Origin of the sequence: Nonomuraea sp. PA05 (genome assembly GCF_008086045.1) — a bacterium.
GTDB classification, from domain to species: Bacteria; Actinomycetota; Actinomycetes; order Streptosporangiales; family Streptosporangiaceae; genus Nonomuraea; species Nonomuraea monospora.
This window is the reverse complement of record NZ_VSEY01000001.1, coordinates 257,119-272,006: the sequence shown is the minus strand read 5'-3', so window position 1 is coordinate 272,006 and position 14,888 is coordinate 257,119. Positions and strand designations below refer to the sequence as shown.

The following is a 14,888-nucleotide window of genomic DNA, read 5'->3' as shown; positions in this document are numbered from 1 at the left end:
CCCCCTGCGAGCGAGAACGGAGCCTGTGATGCGAGGACTGAACGGCAAGAGGATCGTCGTGGCGGGCGGAGCCACCGGCATCGGCGCCGCCACCGCCGAACGACTGGCCGAGGAGGGCTGCCGCGTCCTGATCGGCGACCTCAACCTGGCCGGCGCCGAGGCCACCGCCGGGCGCATCACCGCGGCCGGCGGGACCGCTGTCGCCGCCGCGTTCGACCTGGCCGACGAGGAGTCGGTGAAGGCGCTGTTCGAACGGGCGGCGGCCGAGCTCGGCGGCGTGGACGGGCTGTTCAACGTGGGCGCCGACCTGTCGCCGGACACCATCGGGCGCGACGCCGACCTGTCGGGGATGGACGTGGCGGTCTGGCGGCGGACGCTGGAGGTCGATCTCATCGGCTACGCCCACACCTGCCGCACCGTCATCCCGTACCTGCTGGAGAGCGGGGGCGGCGCGATCGTCAACACCTCCTCCAGCGCCGCCTTCGTGGGCGAGCCGCTCCGTCCCGCCTACGCCGCCGCCAAGGCCGGGGTGAACGCCCTCACCCGGCACGTCGCCTCGCGGTGGGGCAAGGAAGGGATCCGCTGCAACGGGGTGTCGCCGGGGCTGGTGCTGTCGGAGACGGGGCTGGCGACGATGAGCGAGGAGTTCAAGGCCGCCGTGCTGGGGGCCATCCGCACGCCGCGCCTGGGCAAGCCGTCCGACCTGGCCGCGGCGGCCGCCTTCCTGCTGTCGGACGACGCCGCCTGGGTCAACGGGCAGACGTGGTCGATCGACGGCGGCGGCTCCCTGCACGACTGACGCCCACCCGCCGCCCCGCCCGGCAGGTCAGGCGGGTGGGGCGGTGGAGCGGCGGGCGACCAGGGTGGGGGTGACCGAGAAGCGGACGGCCGCCGCCCGCCCCCCGATGCGTTCGAGCAGCAGCCGCCCCGCCGTCGTGCCCATGATGGCGCCGTCCTGGTCCACGGTGGTGAGCGAGATGTGGGCGAGGCGGCTCATGCGGGCGTTGTCGTACCCCGCCACGGAGATGTCGCCGGGCACCGTGAGCCCCGCCTCGTGGATGGCCGCCAGCACGCCGAAGGCGGCCTGGTCTGCGCCGGCGAAGATGGCGGTGGGCCGCGGGTGGCGGGCGAGGAGTTCGCGGGCCCCGTCGTAGCCGCCTTCCTCGGTGTAGGAGGTGGCCGCGATCGCGAGGTGTTCGGCCAGCCCGTGTTCGGTCATGACCTGCTCGTACGTCCTGGCTCTGATGGCTTGGAGCAGGACGGCGGAGCGGCGGGTCGCGGTGTCGCGCTGGGTGATGTGCGCGATGCGGCGGTGCCCGAGGGCGATGAGGTGTTCGACCATGAGCTGGGCGCCGAGTTCGTCGTCGTCGAGGACGCAGTCGTAGAGCGCCGACCGGTCGTGGCGGCCGAGCACGACGAGGGGCGTGTTCCTGGCGACCTCTTCGAGCTGCGCCCTGGAGCAGACGGGGGCGACGGAGAGGATGCCGTCGACCTGGCGGTCCATCAGGGCGTCGATGGCGCGGCGTTCTGCGTCGGCGTCGAGGTCGCCGCTCTGCACCATGATCGCCTGGTAGCCGCTGCCGGAGATCTCGTCCGTGAGGCCGTCGACGATGTCGGAGAAGAACGGGTTCCTGATGTGCGGTAGCTGCACGCCGATGGTGAAGGTGCGCCCGCGCATGGCGCGTGCCGCGTTGTGCGGGCGGTAGCCGAGCTCGTCGATGGCGGCGCGGACCTTCTCGCGCATGGCGTCGCTGACGCCGTAGGCGTTGCGCAGCACCTTCGACACCGCCGTGGTGGACACCTGGGCATGGCGGGCCACGTCGGTGATGGTCACTCTCGCCTGCCGGCCTCGTGTCGCCATGTGCCGCCTTTCCTCGGACCCCGACGTCGCCCGATTGTACGAGCCAGCCGCATCGTACGCGATGGGTAACGTTATCCAGACTTGCCGTCCCCACTTGAGCAAGCCGCCTCTTGACATTAGTCACGATTGGAAACCGTTCCCCAATCGGCCTCTTGACGCTCCGCTAGGTAACGCCTACGTTAACTCGCATCGGGGGACGCTTAAAACGTTTCAACGAACCGGAGGGGCGTCGTGAACACCTCGCACCGAATGACGGGAGCGGTCCTGGCCGTTCTCGCGATGGCGGCCCTGAGCTCGTGCGGTTCGGGCTCCGGCACCGAGTCCGGCGGCGACGCCGGCGCCGTCACCTTGCAGTTCCTCATTGACAACAGCCAGGCCACGGTGGACACCGCCAAGGCGCTCACCGACGCCTTCATGAAGGCCAATCCGACCATCAAGATCGAAACGGAGACGCGGCCGGGCGGCAGCGAGGGCGACAACATCATCAAGACCCGGCTGTCCACGGGCGACATGTCGGATGTGTTCTGGTACAACTCCGGCTCGCTGCTGCAGGCGCTCAATCCGGCCCAGACCATGGTGGACCTGACCGGCGACCCGGTGCTGGCCAACGTGCAGAAGGACTTCCTGCCCGTGGTGAGCCAGGACGGCAAGGCGTACGGCGTGCCGGGCGGCACCGCCATGGGCGGCGGCATCCTCTACAACCGCAAGGTGTACGAGCAGCTCAAGCTGGAGGTGCCGAAGACCTGGGCCGACTTCATGGCCAACAACGACAAGATCAAGGCGGCCGGCGTCGCCCCGGTGATCGGCACCTTCAAGGACACCTGGACCTCGCAGCTCTTCGTCCTCGGCGACTACTACAACGTGCAGGCCGCCGTGCCGGACTTCGCCAAGAACTACACGGCCAACCAGGCCAAGTTCGCCACCACCCCGGCCGCCCAGGCGGGCTTCGACCACCTGGCCGAGGTGCACTCCAAGAACCTCATGCAGGAGGGCTTCGGCTCGGCCACCGCCGACCAGGGCCTGAAGCTGCTGGTCGATGGCAAGGGCGCGCACTACCCGATGCTCAGCGCCCAGCTCCCGCCGCTGGTGGCGAGCCTGCCGCAGGCCGCCACCGACGTGGGCTTCTTCGGCATCCCTGGCACCGACGCGGCCAAGAACGGCGCGACCATCTGGGAGCCGGCGGGCATCTACATCGCCAAGACGTCCGAGCACGTGGACGCCGCCAAGAAGTTCCTGGCGTTCGTCGCCTCCCCGGCGGGCGCCGAGGCGACCAACAAGGTCGTCCAGCCGGCGGGCCCGTACCGCATCCAGGGCGCCAAGCTGCCCGACGACGCCATCCAGGTGGCCAAGGACCTCCAGGTGTACGTGGACGAGGGCCGCACGGCGCCGGCGCTGGAGTTCGTCTCCCCGGTCAAGGGCCCGTCGCTGGAGCAGATCACCGTCGCCGTCGGCTCCGGCCTGACCCCGGCCGCAGAGGGGGCGGCCCAGTACGACAAGGACGTGGAGAAGCAGGCCAAGCAGCTGGGGCTCGCGGGGTGGTGACGAAGCAGGACGCCGGGCCCCGCACGGGGCCCGGCCCGGCATCCGGGCACGCCCGCGCGAACGTCAGGCGCAAGTCGGCCTACCCGTACGCGCTGTACCTGCCGGCCGGGATCGTCTTCCTGGTGATCTTCCTGGTGCCGACGGTGATGGCGTTCTACTTCGCGCTGACCCGCTGGACCCTGTTCGACAGCACCTTCGTCGGCCTGGACAACTTCCGTGACTTCCTGGCCGAGCAGAACCTGCGCATCGGCTTCGCCAACACGATCATCTACGCGGTCGTCACGTCCGGGCTGAAGGTGGTGCTCGGGCTGCTGCTCGGCGTGCTGCTCACCAGCAGGCTGCGGCTGCGCGGCTTCCTGCGCTCGGTCGTGTTCTTCCCGACGCTGGTGTCCACGGTCGCGGTCGGCATCACCTTCGCCATGCTGCTCAAGCCGCAGACCGGCCTGGTCAACCAGGCCCTCGCGCTGGTCGGCGTGGACGGCCGCGACTGGCTCGGCGACGCCGCCACGGCGCTGCTGTCGGTGGCGCTGGTGGACGTGTGGAAGGGCGTCGGCCTGGCCACCGTGATCTACATCGCGGGCATCATGTCGATCCCGACCGAGTACTACCAGGCCGTCGCGGTGGACGGCGGCGGTGCCTGGCACCGCTTCCGCCACGTGACGCTGCCGCTGTCGTGGCCGGCCACCTACTCGGTGATCATCCTGTCGTTCATCGGCGGCCTGCGCTCCTTCGACCTCATCTGGACGATGACGCGCGGCGGCCCCGGCTTCACCAGCGACACCATCGCCTCGATCATCTACAAGCAGTACCAGGCCGGCTTCTTCGGCCTGTCCACCGCCGGCAACGTGATCCTGTTCATCGTCGTCACGGCCATCGCCGTCCCGCTCAACTACTGGCTCGGCAAGAGGCAGGTCGCCGCATGAGAACGCTCAAGAGACTCAGCGCCGAGACGATCACCCTGGTCCTGGCCACCGCGATCTTCCTGGTGCCGTTCGCGCTCATGCTGCTGACCGCCGTGAAGGACCCGCAGCAGGCCATCGACCTGGACTTCGCCTGGCCGACGAGCTGGCCGGTGGTGGAGAACTTCATGGCCGTCATCGAGGCCCGCGACTACGTGCTGCTGCGCGCCTACGTCAACAGCACGATCATCACCGTCGCCTCGGTGGCGCTGCTGGTCGTCTTCGCCGCCATGGCCGCGTTCGTGCTGCAGCGCCGCCCCGGCAAGGTCGCCAGGCTGGCCGACTTCCTGGTGCTGTCAGGGCTGATCATCCCGCCCGCGGTGGTGCCGACCATCTGGCTGCTGCAGGCTCTCGGCCTGTTCAAGACGCTGCCCGGGATGATCCTGGCCGAGGTCGCCTTCAACCTGTCGTTCGCGATGCTGCTGTTCCGCGCGTTCATCGCGGCCATCCCGCGCGAGCTGGACGAGGCCGCCCAGATCGACGGCTGCAGCGGCATGCGGCTGTTCTTCCGGGTGATCTTCCCGCTGCTGCGGCCGGTCACCATCACGGTCATCCTGGTCAGCTCGGTCAACATCTTCAACGACTTCGTCAACCCGCTCTACCTGCTGCCCGGCGACGACAACGCCACCGTGCAGGTCACGCTCTACAACTTCCAGAGCCAGTACAACACCCAGTGGAACCTGCTGTTCATGGACATCGTCCTGATCACGATCCCGCCGCTGGTGCTGTTCGTCTTCTTCAACCGCAAGATCGTCGCCGGGATGACCGCCGGCGCCGTCAAGGGCTAAGGAGCACCTTGCTTAACGTCACCGCGCCCGCCTTCGAGCACCACACCGACCCGCTCGGCGTCGGCGAAAGCGCGCCCCGCCTGTCCTGGACCGTCACCACCGACACCGCCGGCTGGGCCCAGGCCGGCTACGAGATCGAGCTCGGCGACGGCACGGCCACCGGCCTGGTCGAGTCGGCGGAGTCGGTGCTCGTCCCCTGGCCGGGCGCGCCGCTGGGCTCGCGCGAGCGGCGCGGCGCCCGGGTGCGGGTGCACGGCGCCGACGGCTCGGTCAGCGACTGGAGCCCGTGGTCGCACGTGGAGACCGGGCTGCTGGACCCGGCCGACTGGCGGGCCTCGGCCGCCGCCCCGTCGCTGGAGCTGCTCGGCGTCCCCGACGGCCCCGCGCTGCTGCTGCGCCGCGACTTCCCCCTGCGCGGCCCTCTCGCCAAGGCCCGCCTGTACGTCACCGCGCACGGCGTCTTCGAGGCGGAGCTCAACGGCCGGGTCGTCGGCGACGAGGTGCTCGCGCCCGGCTGGACCAGCTACCGCAACCGCCTGCGCTACCGCACCCACGACGTCACCGGGCTGCTGCGCGAGGGCGCCAACACCCTCGGCGCGACCCTCGCGGACGGCTGGTACCGGGGCAGGATCGGCTTCCTCGGCGGCAAGACCGACATCTACGGCGACCGTACGGCGCTGATCGCCCAGCTGGAGATCACCTACGAGGACGGCACCCGCGACCTGATCGCCACCGACGAGCACTGGCGCTGCGCCACCGGCCCGGTCACCTCGGCCGGCCTGTACGACGGCGAGAAGCACGACGCCCGCCTGCACCCGGCGGGCTGGTCGCAGCCGGGCTTCGACGACTCGGCCTGGCTGCCGGCCGAAGCCCTCGCCCACGACCCGGCGCTGCTGGTCGCGCCGACCGGCCCGCCTGTGCGCCGCACCGGGACGGTGTCCCCGGTCGAGGTGCTGACCGGCCCGTCCGGCGAGACGATCCTGGATTTCGGCCAGAACCTCGTCGGCCGCCTGCGCATCCGCGTCCAGGGCCCGGCCGGCCACACCGTCACCCTGCGCCACGCCGAGGTGCTGGAGAACGGCGCCCTGGCCATCCGCCCGCTGCGTGACGCCGCCGCGCTCGACCAGTACACCCTGCGCGGCGACGCCGAGCCTGAGGTCTACGAGCCGCGCTTCACCACGCACGGCTTCCGCTACGCCCAGCTCGACGGCTGGCCCGGCGCCTTCGACCCGGCGGACGTGGTGGCGGTGGTCTGCCACACCGACATGCGGCCGATCGGCACGTTCGAGTGCTCCGACCCGCTGCTCAACCGGCTGCACGACAACGTCGTGTGGAGCATGCGCGGCAACTACGTCGACCTGCCCACCGACTGCCCCCAGCGCGACGAGCGGCTCGGCTGGACCGGCGACATCCAGGTCTTCGCCCCCGCCGCCGCCTTCCTCTACGACTGCGCGGGACCGCTGTCGTCGTGGCTGGCGGACCTCGCGGCCGAGCAGGCCGAGGTGGGCACGGTGCCGCACTACGTGCCGTGGGTGCCGCTGGTGTTCGACGTCTCCCCCACCGCCGCCTGGGGCGACGCCGCCGTGCTCGTCCCGTGGGTGCTCTACCAGCGCACCGGCGACCTCGGCCTGCTGGGCTCGCAGTACGCCAGCATGACCGCGTGGGTCGACCAGGTCGGCGCGCTCACCCGCGGCCACCTGTGGGACAGGGGCTTCCAGTTCGGCGACTGGCTCGACCCGGCCGCTCCCCCGGACGACCCCGGCAAGGCCCGCACCGACCACGCGCTCGTCGCCACCGCCTACCACGCCTGGACGGCCCGCGTCGTGGCCGAGACGGCGGCGCTGCTCGGCCACGACGCCGACGCCGCCCGGTACGCGGAGCTGGCCGAGCGGGTGCGGGGGGCGTTCCGCCGCGAGTTCGTCACCCCGTCGGGACGGCTGGCCTGCGACACCCAGACCGCCTACGCCCTGGCCCTGACCGTGGACCTGCTGGACGGGCCCGAGCAGCGTGAGCGGGCCGGGCGCCGGCTGGTCGAACTGGTCGCCGCCGACGACCACCGCATCGGCACCGGCTTCGTCGGCACCCCGCTCATCTGCGACGCCCTCTGCTCGGTCGGCGCGTACGACACCGCCTACAAGCTGCTCACCCAGCGCGCCTGCCCGTCCTGGCTGTACCCGGTGACCATGGGCGCCACCACGATCTGGGAGCGCTGGGACAGCATGCTGCCCGACGGCTCCGTCAACCCGGGCGAGATGACCTCGTTCAACCACTACGCGCTCGGCGCCGTCGCGGACTGGATGCACCGCACGGTCGCCGGTCTGGCCCCGGCCGAGCCCGGCTACCGCAAGCTCCTCGTCCGGCCGCGGCCCGGCGGCGGGCTCACGCACGCCCGCGCCACCCACCTCACCCCGTACGGCGAGGCCGAGGTGGCGTGGCGGCTCGACGGCGAGCGGCTGTCCGTCACCGTCCGGGTGCCGCACAACACCACCGCCGTCGTCGACCTGCCGGGCGAGCCCGCGGTCGAGGCCGGGCCCGGACAGCACGTCTTCCACTGCGTCCCCACCCCCCAGTAGAAGGAGCCACCCATGCGGCTGTTACGCCTGCTCCTGCCCGTAGCACTCGCCGCCGTGGTCGCGCCGCCGCTCCAGCCTGCCCTGGCGGCGGCGGCCCGCGACCCGTACCCGGCCGAATGTCCCTGGATGAACACCCGGAAGAGCGCCGGCGAGCGGGCGGCTCTGCTGCTCGCGGCGAGCACGCCGGAGCAGCGGATGCGCTGGCTGGTCGAGCATCCGGCCAACCAGCCGTCCGGCACCACGTTCAGCGGCGTGACCTACCCGCCGCAGGTCCCGTGCACGCCGAACGTGACCTACACCGACGGCCCCGACTCGGTGCGCGGGCCGGCGGGCGTGACGACGTTCCCCGCGCAGATCGGCCTGGCGGCGAGCTGGAACGCCGATCTGGCCTTCGCCAAGGGCCGGGCGCAGGGCGCGGAGGCGTTCGGCAAGGGCAGGAACGTGGTACTCGGTCCCGGCCTGGCCTCGGGGCGCACCCCGCTGTCCGGCCGCACGCCCGAGTACCTGGGCGAGGACGCCCTGCTCGGCGGCACGCTGGCCGCCGCCCACGTCAACGGGCTGCAGAAGGGCGACCCTGAGCGGCCGGTGATGGCGGTGCTCAAGCACTACCTGGGCAACGAGCAGGAGCTCGACCGGCAGCTCAGCTCGTCCAACATGGACGAGCGCACCCTGCGCCAGGTCTACGACCTGCCGTTCGAGGTGACGCTGGGCGGCAGCTCGCCGGGCGCCGTCATGTGCTCCTACAACCAGGTCAACGGCGTGTACGCGTGCGAGAACCCGATGCTGAAGGAGGTGCTGAAGGACGGATTCGACGGCTACGTGATGTCCGACTTCGGCTCCGTGCACTCCACCGGCCCCTCGGTGGCGGCCGGGATGGACCAGGAGCTGAACCGTCCGCGCTTCCTGACGCCCGACCTGCTCAAGGCGGCGATCGCGGCGGGCGAGATCTCCCAGGCGCAGCTCGACGCGGCGGCGTTCCGCGTGGTGCGCGCCTATCTCAAGGCCGGGCTGTTCGACCATCCGGTGCCCGCCGTCCCCGCCGAGGACGTCTCCACGCCCGAGCACAAGGCGGTCTCCCAGGCGATCGCCGCCCAGGGGTCGGTGCTGCTGAAGAACGATCCCCGGATCCTGCCGATCTCCAAGCGGGCCGGGCGGATCGCGGTCATCGGGCCGACCGCGTCCAACACGCCCACCAACGGGGTCAGCGCGAACACCGTGTGCGGGATGCGCGGCTTCGGCGCGGGCGACTGCAAGATCACGCCGGTCGCGCCGCTCGACGCGATCACGCGGCGGGCCGCCGCCCAGGGCGCCACGGTCACCTTCGACAACGGCGCCGACCTGGCCTCCGCCGCCGCCACGGCCAGGGACGCCGACGTGGCGATCGTGTTCGGCTACTACACCATGGGCGAGGGCGCCGACCGGCCGAACCTCAACCTCGACAACGGCGGCGACGCCCTGATCGAGGCGGTCGCGGCGGCCAACCCCGAGACCGTGGTCGTGCTGGAGACGGGCAGCGCCGTGCTGATGCCCTGGCTCGGCCGCGTCAAGGCCGTCCTGGAGGCCTGGTACCCGGGCGACCAGCAGGGCACCGCCATCGCCCGGCTGCTCTGGGGCGACGACAACCCGTCCGGCCGGCTGCCGATGACCTTCCCGAAGGACGTGGCCGACCTGCCGACGCGCACGCCCGAGCAGTATCCGGGGGTGTTCGCCGACGGCGGCACCGTCCGCCCGCCCGGCGACCGCACCAGCATCCGCCAGGTCAACTACACCGAGGGCCTCAAGGTCGGCTACAAGTGGTACGACAGCGAGGGCGTCGAGCCGCTGTTCCCGTTCGGCCACGGCCTGTCGTACACCTCGTTCGCCTACGAGGGCCTGCGGCTCGACCGGCACCGCGACGGGTTCACCGCGCGCTTCCGCGTCAGGAACACCGGCGCCAGGACCGGCACCGAGACCGCCCAGCTCTACGTGACGCTGCCGGGGCGCGCGGCCGAGCCGGGCAGGCGGCTGGCCGGGTTCGAGCAGGTCACGCTCAGGCCGGGGCAGTCACGCACGATCGAGGTGAAGGTGCGCGCGGACGCGGCCGACCATCCGCTGTCGGTCTGGGACACGGCGGCCGGGCGCTGGACGACCGTGCCGGGCACGTACCGGGTGCAGGCCGGCCGGTCGTCGCGGGACCTGCCGCTGAGCGCCGCCGTACGGCTGCCGTAGGGCGACCGCCCGCCACCTGCCCCGGCGCGGGTGGCGGGCACGCGCATGGCCCGCCGCCTCATCGCCGCGTCCGGACGTCATCCGCCCCTGCGCCGGTGAACATGTCCACGACGCTCCGCGGGGCCCCGTCGCCGAGGTACCTCGGAAGGAGCTGCGACGCGTCGGCGGCGGCCTTGCCCAGCTCGGCGCCGTCATACATGGCCAGGTTCGCGCCATCGCCGGACGGCACCGTCAGATGGGCGGCGTCGCCGAGCAGCGTCACGCCCGGGACGTGCTGCCACCGGTGCCCGTCGGGCAGGGCGTGCAGGAGCCGCACGACCGGCGCGGTCTCGCCGTCGGTGATGAGCGCGGTCAGCTCCGGCGCCCAGCCCTCGAACTCCTCCGCGACCAGGGCCCTGGCCGTGCCGGCGTCGGTGAGGCCGATGCCGTCGGCCCACTCCCTGGGCTTGTTGAGCTGCACGTAGGTGTGCAGGACGCCGCCCGGCTCGCGGTGGGCGGCGATGCCCTTCCCCGGTGCGAGCGCCAGCATGGAGCCCCCGCCGCCGGCCGCGCGGCACCTCGGGCCGCCCGCCCTGGCCGTCGTCGGGCTGGTCGAGGAGCACGGTGCCGTGCTCGTCGAGGAGCCGCATGGCCTCGCCGCCCTCGTGGACGAGGCCGGTGAACTCCTCGAACAGGCCGGCGTCCTTGAGGGCGTGCTGCCCGTCGTGGCGGTGGATGTCGAGCATGCCGCCCTGCGCGCGGGCCTCCGGCGAGGACTCGGCCTCGTAGACGGTCGCGGGGATGCCGTGGACGTGCAGGACGCGGGCGAGCGTCAGCCCGCCGAGCGACGCGCGGACGCTCTGTCCCGGGAGCGCATTGTCGAGGCGGCCATCGAGCTGCTCGACGACGGGGGCGAGAGCGGGCTGACCTTCCGGCGGCTCGCCGCCCACCTGAAGACCGGCCCTGGCGCGATCTATCACCACGTGGCGAACAAGAGCGAGCTGCTCACCGCCGCCACCGGCACCGTCCTCGCCTCCACGACCGGCGCCGCCGGCTCCTCGGACGCGGGTGAGGAGCCGGTCAGAGCCCTCGCGCTCGCCGTCTTCGACGCGATCGACGCGCACCCGTGGGTCGGCACGCAGCTCTCCCGCACCCCGTCACAACCGGCGATGCTGCGCATCTTCGAGTGCGTCGGGCAGCAGGTGCGGGCGCTCGGCGTGCCCGCCGGCGCCGGGTTCACGGCGGCGTCGGCGCTGCTCAACTACATCCTCGGCGTCGGCGGGCTGAACGCCGCGAACGCCCGCGCCATGGAGCCCGGCGCGGACCGGACCGCCTTCCTCACGACGGTGTCGGTCGCGTGGGCGAGCCTCGATCCCGGCGAGTACCCGTTCATCCGCGGCGTGGCGGGCCAGTTGCGCGACCACGACGACCGGGAGCAGTTCCTGGCGGGCGTCGATCTCATCCTGGACGGTATCCGCGCGCTCGGCCGGCGTGCCCGCTGACGGGCTCAGCCCTGGACCGGCAGGCGCAGCGCGATGACGGCGATGTCGTCCAGGCCGGTGGTGGGCAGCCCGCTGAGCAACTGGTCGCAGAGCTTGTCCACGGGCTGGCCCGCGAGCGGCTCCGCCATCCGCCGCAGCCGGTCCAGCCCACGGTCGAGATGCTCGCCGGGATGCTCCACGAGACCGTCGGTGTAGAGCAGGAGGGTGCTGCCCGGCGGCAGCGGCGCGGTCCGCGAGGCGCGGCCCTCGCGGGAGGGCAGGCCGAGCAGCGGGCTGACGGCGTCGTCCAGGTAGCGGCCCCGGCCCTCCTGGGTGATCAGCAGCGGCGGCGGGTGGCCGGCCGTGGCGTACCGCAGCCGGTGGCCGTCACCGCACTCCTCCACCCTGGCGTACACGCAGGTGGCGGTGATGTCGCCCGACAGCGACTCCATCGCGATGTTGAGCCGGGTGAGGATCTCCCCCGGCGGCTCACGGCGGTCCATCGCCAGCGCGCGCAGCATGTTGCGCAACTGGCTCATCGCCACGGCGGCGCTCAGGTCGTGGCCGGCCACGTCCCCGATCACCAGCGCCGGCACGCCGTCGGGCAGCAGGAACGAGTCGTACCAGTCGCCGCCCACCTCCGCCGCGGCCGGGCTGGCGCGGTAGCGGGCGATGATCTGCATGCCGGGCACCTGGGGCGGCTCGGCGAGCAGGCTGTACTGCAGGGCCAGCGCGATCTGCTGGGCGCGCTGGAAGCGGATGGCCCTGCTCAGCGCGTCGTGGGCGTTGACGAACATGCGGTTCAGCAGGGAGATGTCGGCGCGCCTGATCGCCGGGCGGTTCCCGCACGTCACCGCGCAGACCAGCGCCGACACCGCCCCGTCGACGATGACCGGGAGCACCACCACGCCGTTGGCGTCGTTCGCCTCCAGCCACGGCCGCGTGCCCTGGGGCACCAGGCCGGGCGGCGGCGAACCGGCGGGAAAGGTCTTGAGCAGGGGCCGCCGCTGCCGGATGACCTGGGCGAAGGTGTTGCTCGCCGCCAGGCGCTCCTCACTGTACGGCGGCAGCCGCACCAGCCCAGGACGCGCCGCGGTGGCCAGCCGCTCGACGACGAACAGGTCGGCGCCGTCCCGCTGGCCGATCAGGTCGGTGACGAGGTAGACGCCGCAGCCGTCGGCCAGCTCAGGCACGATCACGTCGGCCAGCGCGCCGAGCATCTCCTCCAGGCTCCGCAGTTGCGCCGTGGCGATGACCGCGCGGTCCAGCAGGCGCTGGCGCCGCTGCTCCTGCCACTGCTGCTCGACGTCGATGGACGAGCCCACCCACTCCACGACCTGCCCGTCCTCGCAGATCGGCACCGCGCGGAGCTGGAAGTGCCGGTAGCCCACGACGGTGCGCAGCCGGTAGACGTGCTCCCACAGCTCGGTGGCCCGGCCGACGGCCCGCAGCCAGGACTCCACGGTGGCCGGGCGGTCGTCGGGGTGCACCGTGCGCAGCCAGCGCCGGCCGCGGTAGTCCTCCCACCGCTGGCCGGTCACCCGCTCCCAGCTCGGGCTGGGCTCGGACACGTACCCGTCCCTGCTGGTCACCCAGAAGATGTCCGCGCTGACCCGCATCAGGCTCTCGTAGCGGCGCAGGATGTGGCGGCGCTGCTCGGCCAGGTCCGTGACCTGGCGGGCGGCCGTGGTCTGCTCGGTCACCTCCATCACCACGGCGAGCACGCCGTGGTCGCCGGGCCCGAACACGACCTGTGACAGGCTGCGGGTGAAGAAGCGTTCCCGGGTCTCCGGCTGCCCCGGCCTGGACGGCTCGGGCTCCGCGGTGGTGACGACCGGCTCGCCGGTGCTGTAGACGCGGTCGAACTGGCGACGGTAGTGGCGCCGTACGAAGCCGGCGAACGCCTCGTCGAGCGGCACCTCGCCGCGCGGGTCGCTGAACTGCGACCGGTACATGGCGTTGGTGTAGACCAGCCGGTGGCCGGGGCCGCGCGTCACCGCGATCCCCACCGGCGCGAGGTCCAGCGTCTCGAACGCCAGACCGCTGTCCCCGTCGTCGCCAACCGCACCCATGGTGACCTCCCCCGAGGGCCACGAACACCAAGGCTCTACCCGGTCATGGGCAGGTGAGAACGCTTTTTGCTCAGCCCGTACGATGGCCGCCGTCCAGCAGGCGGCTGCGCACCGCGTCGAGGATCCGCTCCGACAGGGCCTCGCCGGCGCAGGCCCGCGACAACATCAGCGCCCCGACCATCGCGGACAGCTCGGCGAGCACCGTCTCCTCGTCGGCCCCGTCGAGCTGCCGCATCGCCTCGACCAGGTCGCGCAGGCCGTCGGTGAACGCCTGCCTGAGCGGGTCGCCGGGCTCCGCGCGGCCCGCGTCCACCGCCAGGGCCGCGCCGGGGCAGCCGAGCGCGGCGTTGTCGCGGTGCAGCACGGACAGGTAGCCGTCCAGGAAGGCGGCCCTGGCGGGGGTCTCGGGGTCGCCGCCCTCGGTCAGGTCGTCCAGGGCCTTGACCCGTTCGGCGAAGGCGGCCGAGCAGGCCCGCGCGATCAGGTCGTCCTTGGAGGCGAAGTGGCGGTAGAAGCCGCCGTGGGTGAGCCCCGCCGCCGCCATCGCCTGCGGGACGCTCACGTTCCCCGCGCCGTACGCGCGTACCAGCTTCGCCGCGGCCTCGATCACCTGCTCGCGGTGCCGCTCCGCGTCGGCCCTGGATGCTCTGGGCATGTCGTCCGCACTTCCCTCGTGATATAGATGATGCTCATAATCTATTCTACCGGAAGGAGGCCCCATGGTCGCGATCAAGAACGCGGTGGCGCTGGTGACCGGCGGTCAGCGAGGTCTGGGCAAGGCGATCGCCGAAGCGCTCCTGGAGCGCGGGGCGGCCAAGGTCTACGTGACCGCCCGCAAGCCCGCCCCCGACGCAGATCCGCGCGTCCACCCCGTGCCCCTCGACGTCACCGACCAGGACGCCGTCTCGGCCCTGGCCGAGACGGCCCGCGACGTTAACATCGTGGTGAACAACGCGGGCGTCCTGCTCCCCGCCCCGCTCCTGAAGGCGGACATGGCGGACGTGCTCGCGACGTTCGACACCAACGTGTTCGGCGCCCTGCGCGTGGCGCGCGCCTTCGCCCCGATCCTGGCGGCCAACGGCGGCGGAGCCCTGGCCGACCTGCACTCCGTGTTGTCCTGGGGCGCCGGCGCCGCCGCCTACGGCGCCTCGAAGGCCGCCCTCTGGTCGATCACGAACTCCCTGCGCATCGAGCTCGCGCCGCAGGGCACGCAGGTCGTCGGCGTACACCTGGGCTTCGCCGACACCGACATGGTGGCGGCCATCACGGCCCCCAAGGTCTCCCCCGCCGAGGTCGCCGCGGCGGTGCTGGACGGCCTGGAGAACGGGGACAGCGAGGTCCTCGTCGACGACTACACCAGGCGGATGAAGGCGGCGCTGGCCGGCCCCGTCGAAGGTCTCACCGTGTCCATCTGATTGGAGCGAA

General features: G+C 72.3%; 12 protein-coding genes. 8 read left to right on the top strand and 4 right to left on the bottom strand.

The window, feature by feature from the left end; translation table 11 throughout:
* Nucleotides 1–28: 28 nt before the first annotated feature.
* On the top strand, nucleotides 29–799 hold the full coding sequence (locus FXF51_RS01265; protein ID WP_148432330.1) for an SDR family NAD(P)-dependent oxidoreductase: 771 nt from the start codon (nucleotides 29–31) through the stop codon (nucleotides 797–799).
* A 27-nt stretch (nucleotides 800–826) separates the two neighbouring features.
* Here the strand turns inward: FXF51_RS01265 and FXF51_RS01260 are convergent, their stop codons facing one another.
* Nucleotides 827–1,861, bottom strand: a complete 1,035-nt coding sequence (locus FXF51_RS01260; protein WP_148432329.1) for a LacI family DNA-binding transcriptional regulator — start codon at nucleotides 1,859–1,861, stop codon at nucleotides 827–829.
* A gap of 249 nt (nucleotides 1,862–2,110) precedes the next feature.
* On the opposite strand from FXF51_RS01260, the gene FXF51_RS01255 reads away from it, so the two are divergent.
* Genes FXF51_RS01255 through FXF51_RS01235 form a run of 5 tightly spaced genes read left to right on the top strand, consistent with a single transcriptional unit; the run spans nucleotide 2,111 to nucleotide 9,931 of the window.
* Complete coding sequence (locus tag FXF51_RS01255) at nucleotides 2,111–3,403, top strand: ABC transporter substrate-binding protein (RefSeq protein ID WP_148432328.1); 1,293 nt, start codon at nucleotides 2,111–2,113, stop codon at nucleotides 3,401–3,403.
* Entirely contained in the window at nucleotides 3,400–4,326 is a 927-nt protein-coding gene (locus FXF51_RS01250; RefSeq protein ID WP_222871068.1) for a carbohydrate ABC transporter permease, read from the top strand. The genes FXF51_RS01255 and FXF51_RS01250 overlap by 4 nt, the downstream gene beginning before the upstream one ends.
* The gene (locus FXF51_RS01245; RefSeq protein ID WP_148432327.1) at nucleotides 4,323–5,150 is read left to right on the top strand and encodes a carbohydrate ABC transporter permease; all 828 of its coding nucleotides are present in this window, start codon (nucleotides 4,323–4,325) and stop codon (nucleotides 5,148–5,150) included. The genes FXF51_RS01250 and FXF51_RS01245 overlap by 4 nt, the downstream gene beginning before the upstream one ends.
* An 8-nt stretch (nucleotides 5,151–5,158) precedes the next feature.
* A complete protein-coding gene (locus FXF51_RS01240; RefSeq protein WP_148432326.1) occupies nucleotides 5,159–7,723 on the top strand; it encodes a glycoside hydrolase family 78 protein in 2,565 nt (854 codons plus the stop codon).
* 12 nt (nucleotides 7,724–7,735) lie between these two features.
* Nucleotides 7,736–9,931, top strand: coding sequence for a beta-glucosidase (locus FXF51_RS01235; RefSeq protein WP_148432325.1), 2,196 nt, complete (start codon nucleotides 7,736–7,738; stop codon nucleotides 9,929–9,931).
* A gap of 58 nt (nucleotides 9,932–9,989) precedes the next feature.
* Here the strand turns inward: FXF51_RS01235 and FXF51_RS01230 are convergent, their stop codons facing one another.
* Entirely contained in the window at nucleotides 9,990–10,460 is a 471-nt protein-coding gene (locus FXF51_RS01230) for an FAD-dependent oxidoreductase (RefSeq protein WP_148432324.1), read from the bottom strand.
* On the opposite strand from FXF51_RS01230, the gene FXF51_RS01225 reads away from it, so the two are divergent.
* Nucleotides 10,459–11,412: a TetR/AcrR family transcriptional regulator gene (locus FXF51_RS01225; protein ID WP_148432323.1), complete on the top strand. Its 954-nt coding sequence runs from the start codon at nucleotides 10,459–10,461 to the stop codon at nucleotides 11,410–11,412. The genes FXF51_RS01230 and FXF51_RS01225 overlap by 2 nt on opposite strands.
* A gap of 5 nt (nucleotides 11,413–11,417) precedes the next feature.
* Here FXF51_RS01225 and FXF51_RS01220 read toward each other — a convergent pair whose 3' ends face one another.
* On the bottom strand, nucleotides 11,418–13,463 hold the full coding sequence (locus tag FXF51_RS01220; protein ID WP_148432322.1) for a SpoIIE family protein phosphatase: 2,046 nt from the start codon (nucleotides 13,461–13,463) through the stop codon (nucleotides 11,418–11,420).
* Nucleotides 13,464–13,533: 70 nt separating this feature from the next.
* On the bottom strand, nucleotides 13,534–14,118 hold the full coding sequence (locus tag FXF51_RS01215; RefSeq protein WP_148432321.1) for a TetR/AcrR family transcriptional regulator: 585 nt from the start codon (nucleotides 14,116–14,118) through the stop codon (nucleotides 13,534–13,536).
* 64 nt (nucleotides 14,119–14,182) lie between these two features.
* Here FXF51_RS01215 and FXF51_RS01210 point away from each other — a divergent pair, with 64 nt between their 5' ends.
* Nucleotides 14,183–14,878 (top strand): SDR family oxidoreductase, encoded by a 696-nt coding sequence (locus tag FXF51_RS01210; protein WP_148432320.1) that lies wholly within the window; start codon nucleotides 14,183–14,185, stop codon nucleotides 14,876–14,878.
* Nucleotides 14,879–14,888: the final 10 nt, after the last annotated feature.

Coding starts and splice junctions, on each gene's coding strand:
- FXF51_RS01210 (WP_148432320.1), top strand. CDS start 14,183: ATGGTCGCGATCAAGAACGCGGTGGCGCTGGTGACCGGCGGTCAGCGA.
- FXF51_RS01255 (WP_148432328.1), top strand. CDS start 2,111: ATGACGGGAGCGGTCCTGGCCGTTCTCGCGATGGCGGCCCTGAGCTCG.
- FXF51_RS01245 (WP_148432327.1), top strand. CDS start 4,323: ATGAGAACGCTCAAGAGACTCAGCGCCGAGACGATCACCCTGGTCCTG.
- FXF51_RS01235 (WP_148432325.1), top strand. CDS start 7,736: ATGCGGCTGTTACGCCTGCTCCTGCCCGTAGCACTCGCCGCCGTGGTC.
- FXF51_RS01230 (WP_148432324.1), bottom strand. CDS start 10,460: ATGCTGGCGCTCGCACCGGGGAAGGGCATCGCCGCCCACCGCGAGCCG.
- FXF51_RS01260 (WP_148432329.1), bottom strand. CDS start 1,861: ATGGCGACACGAGGCCGGCAGGCGAGAGTGACCATCACCGACGTGGCC.
- FXF51_RS01220 (WP_148432322.1), bottom strand. CDS start 13,463: ATGGGTGCGGTTGGCGACGACGGGGACAGCGGTCTGGCGTTCGAGACG.
- FXF51_RS01225 (WP_148432323.1), top strand. CDS start 10,459: ATGGAGCCCCCGCCGCCGGCCGCGCGGCACCTCGGGCCGCCCGCCCTG.
- FXF51_RS01265 (WP_148432330.1), top strand. CDS start 29: ATGCGAGGACTGAACGGCAAGAGGATCGTCGTGGCGGGCGGAGCCACC.
- FXF51_RS01215 (WP_148432321.1), bottom strand. CDS start 14,118: ATGCCCAGAGCATCCAGGGCCGACGCGGAGCGGCACCGCGAGCAGGTG.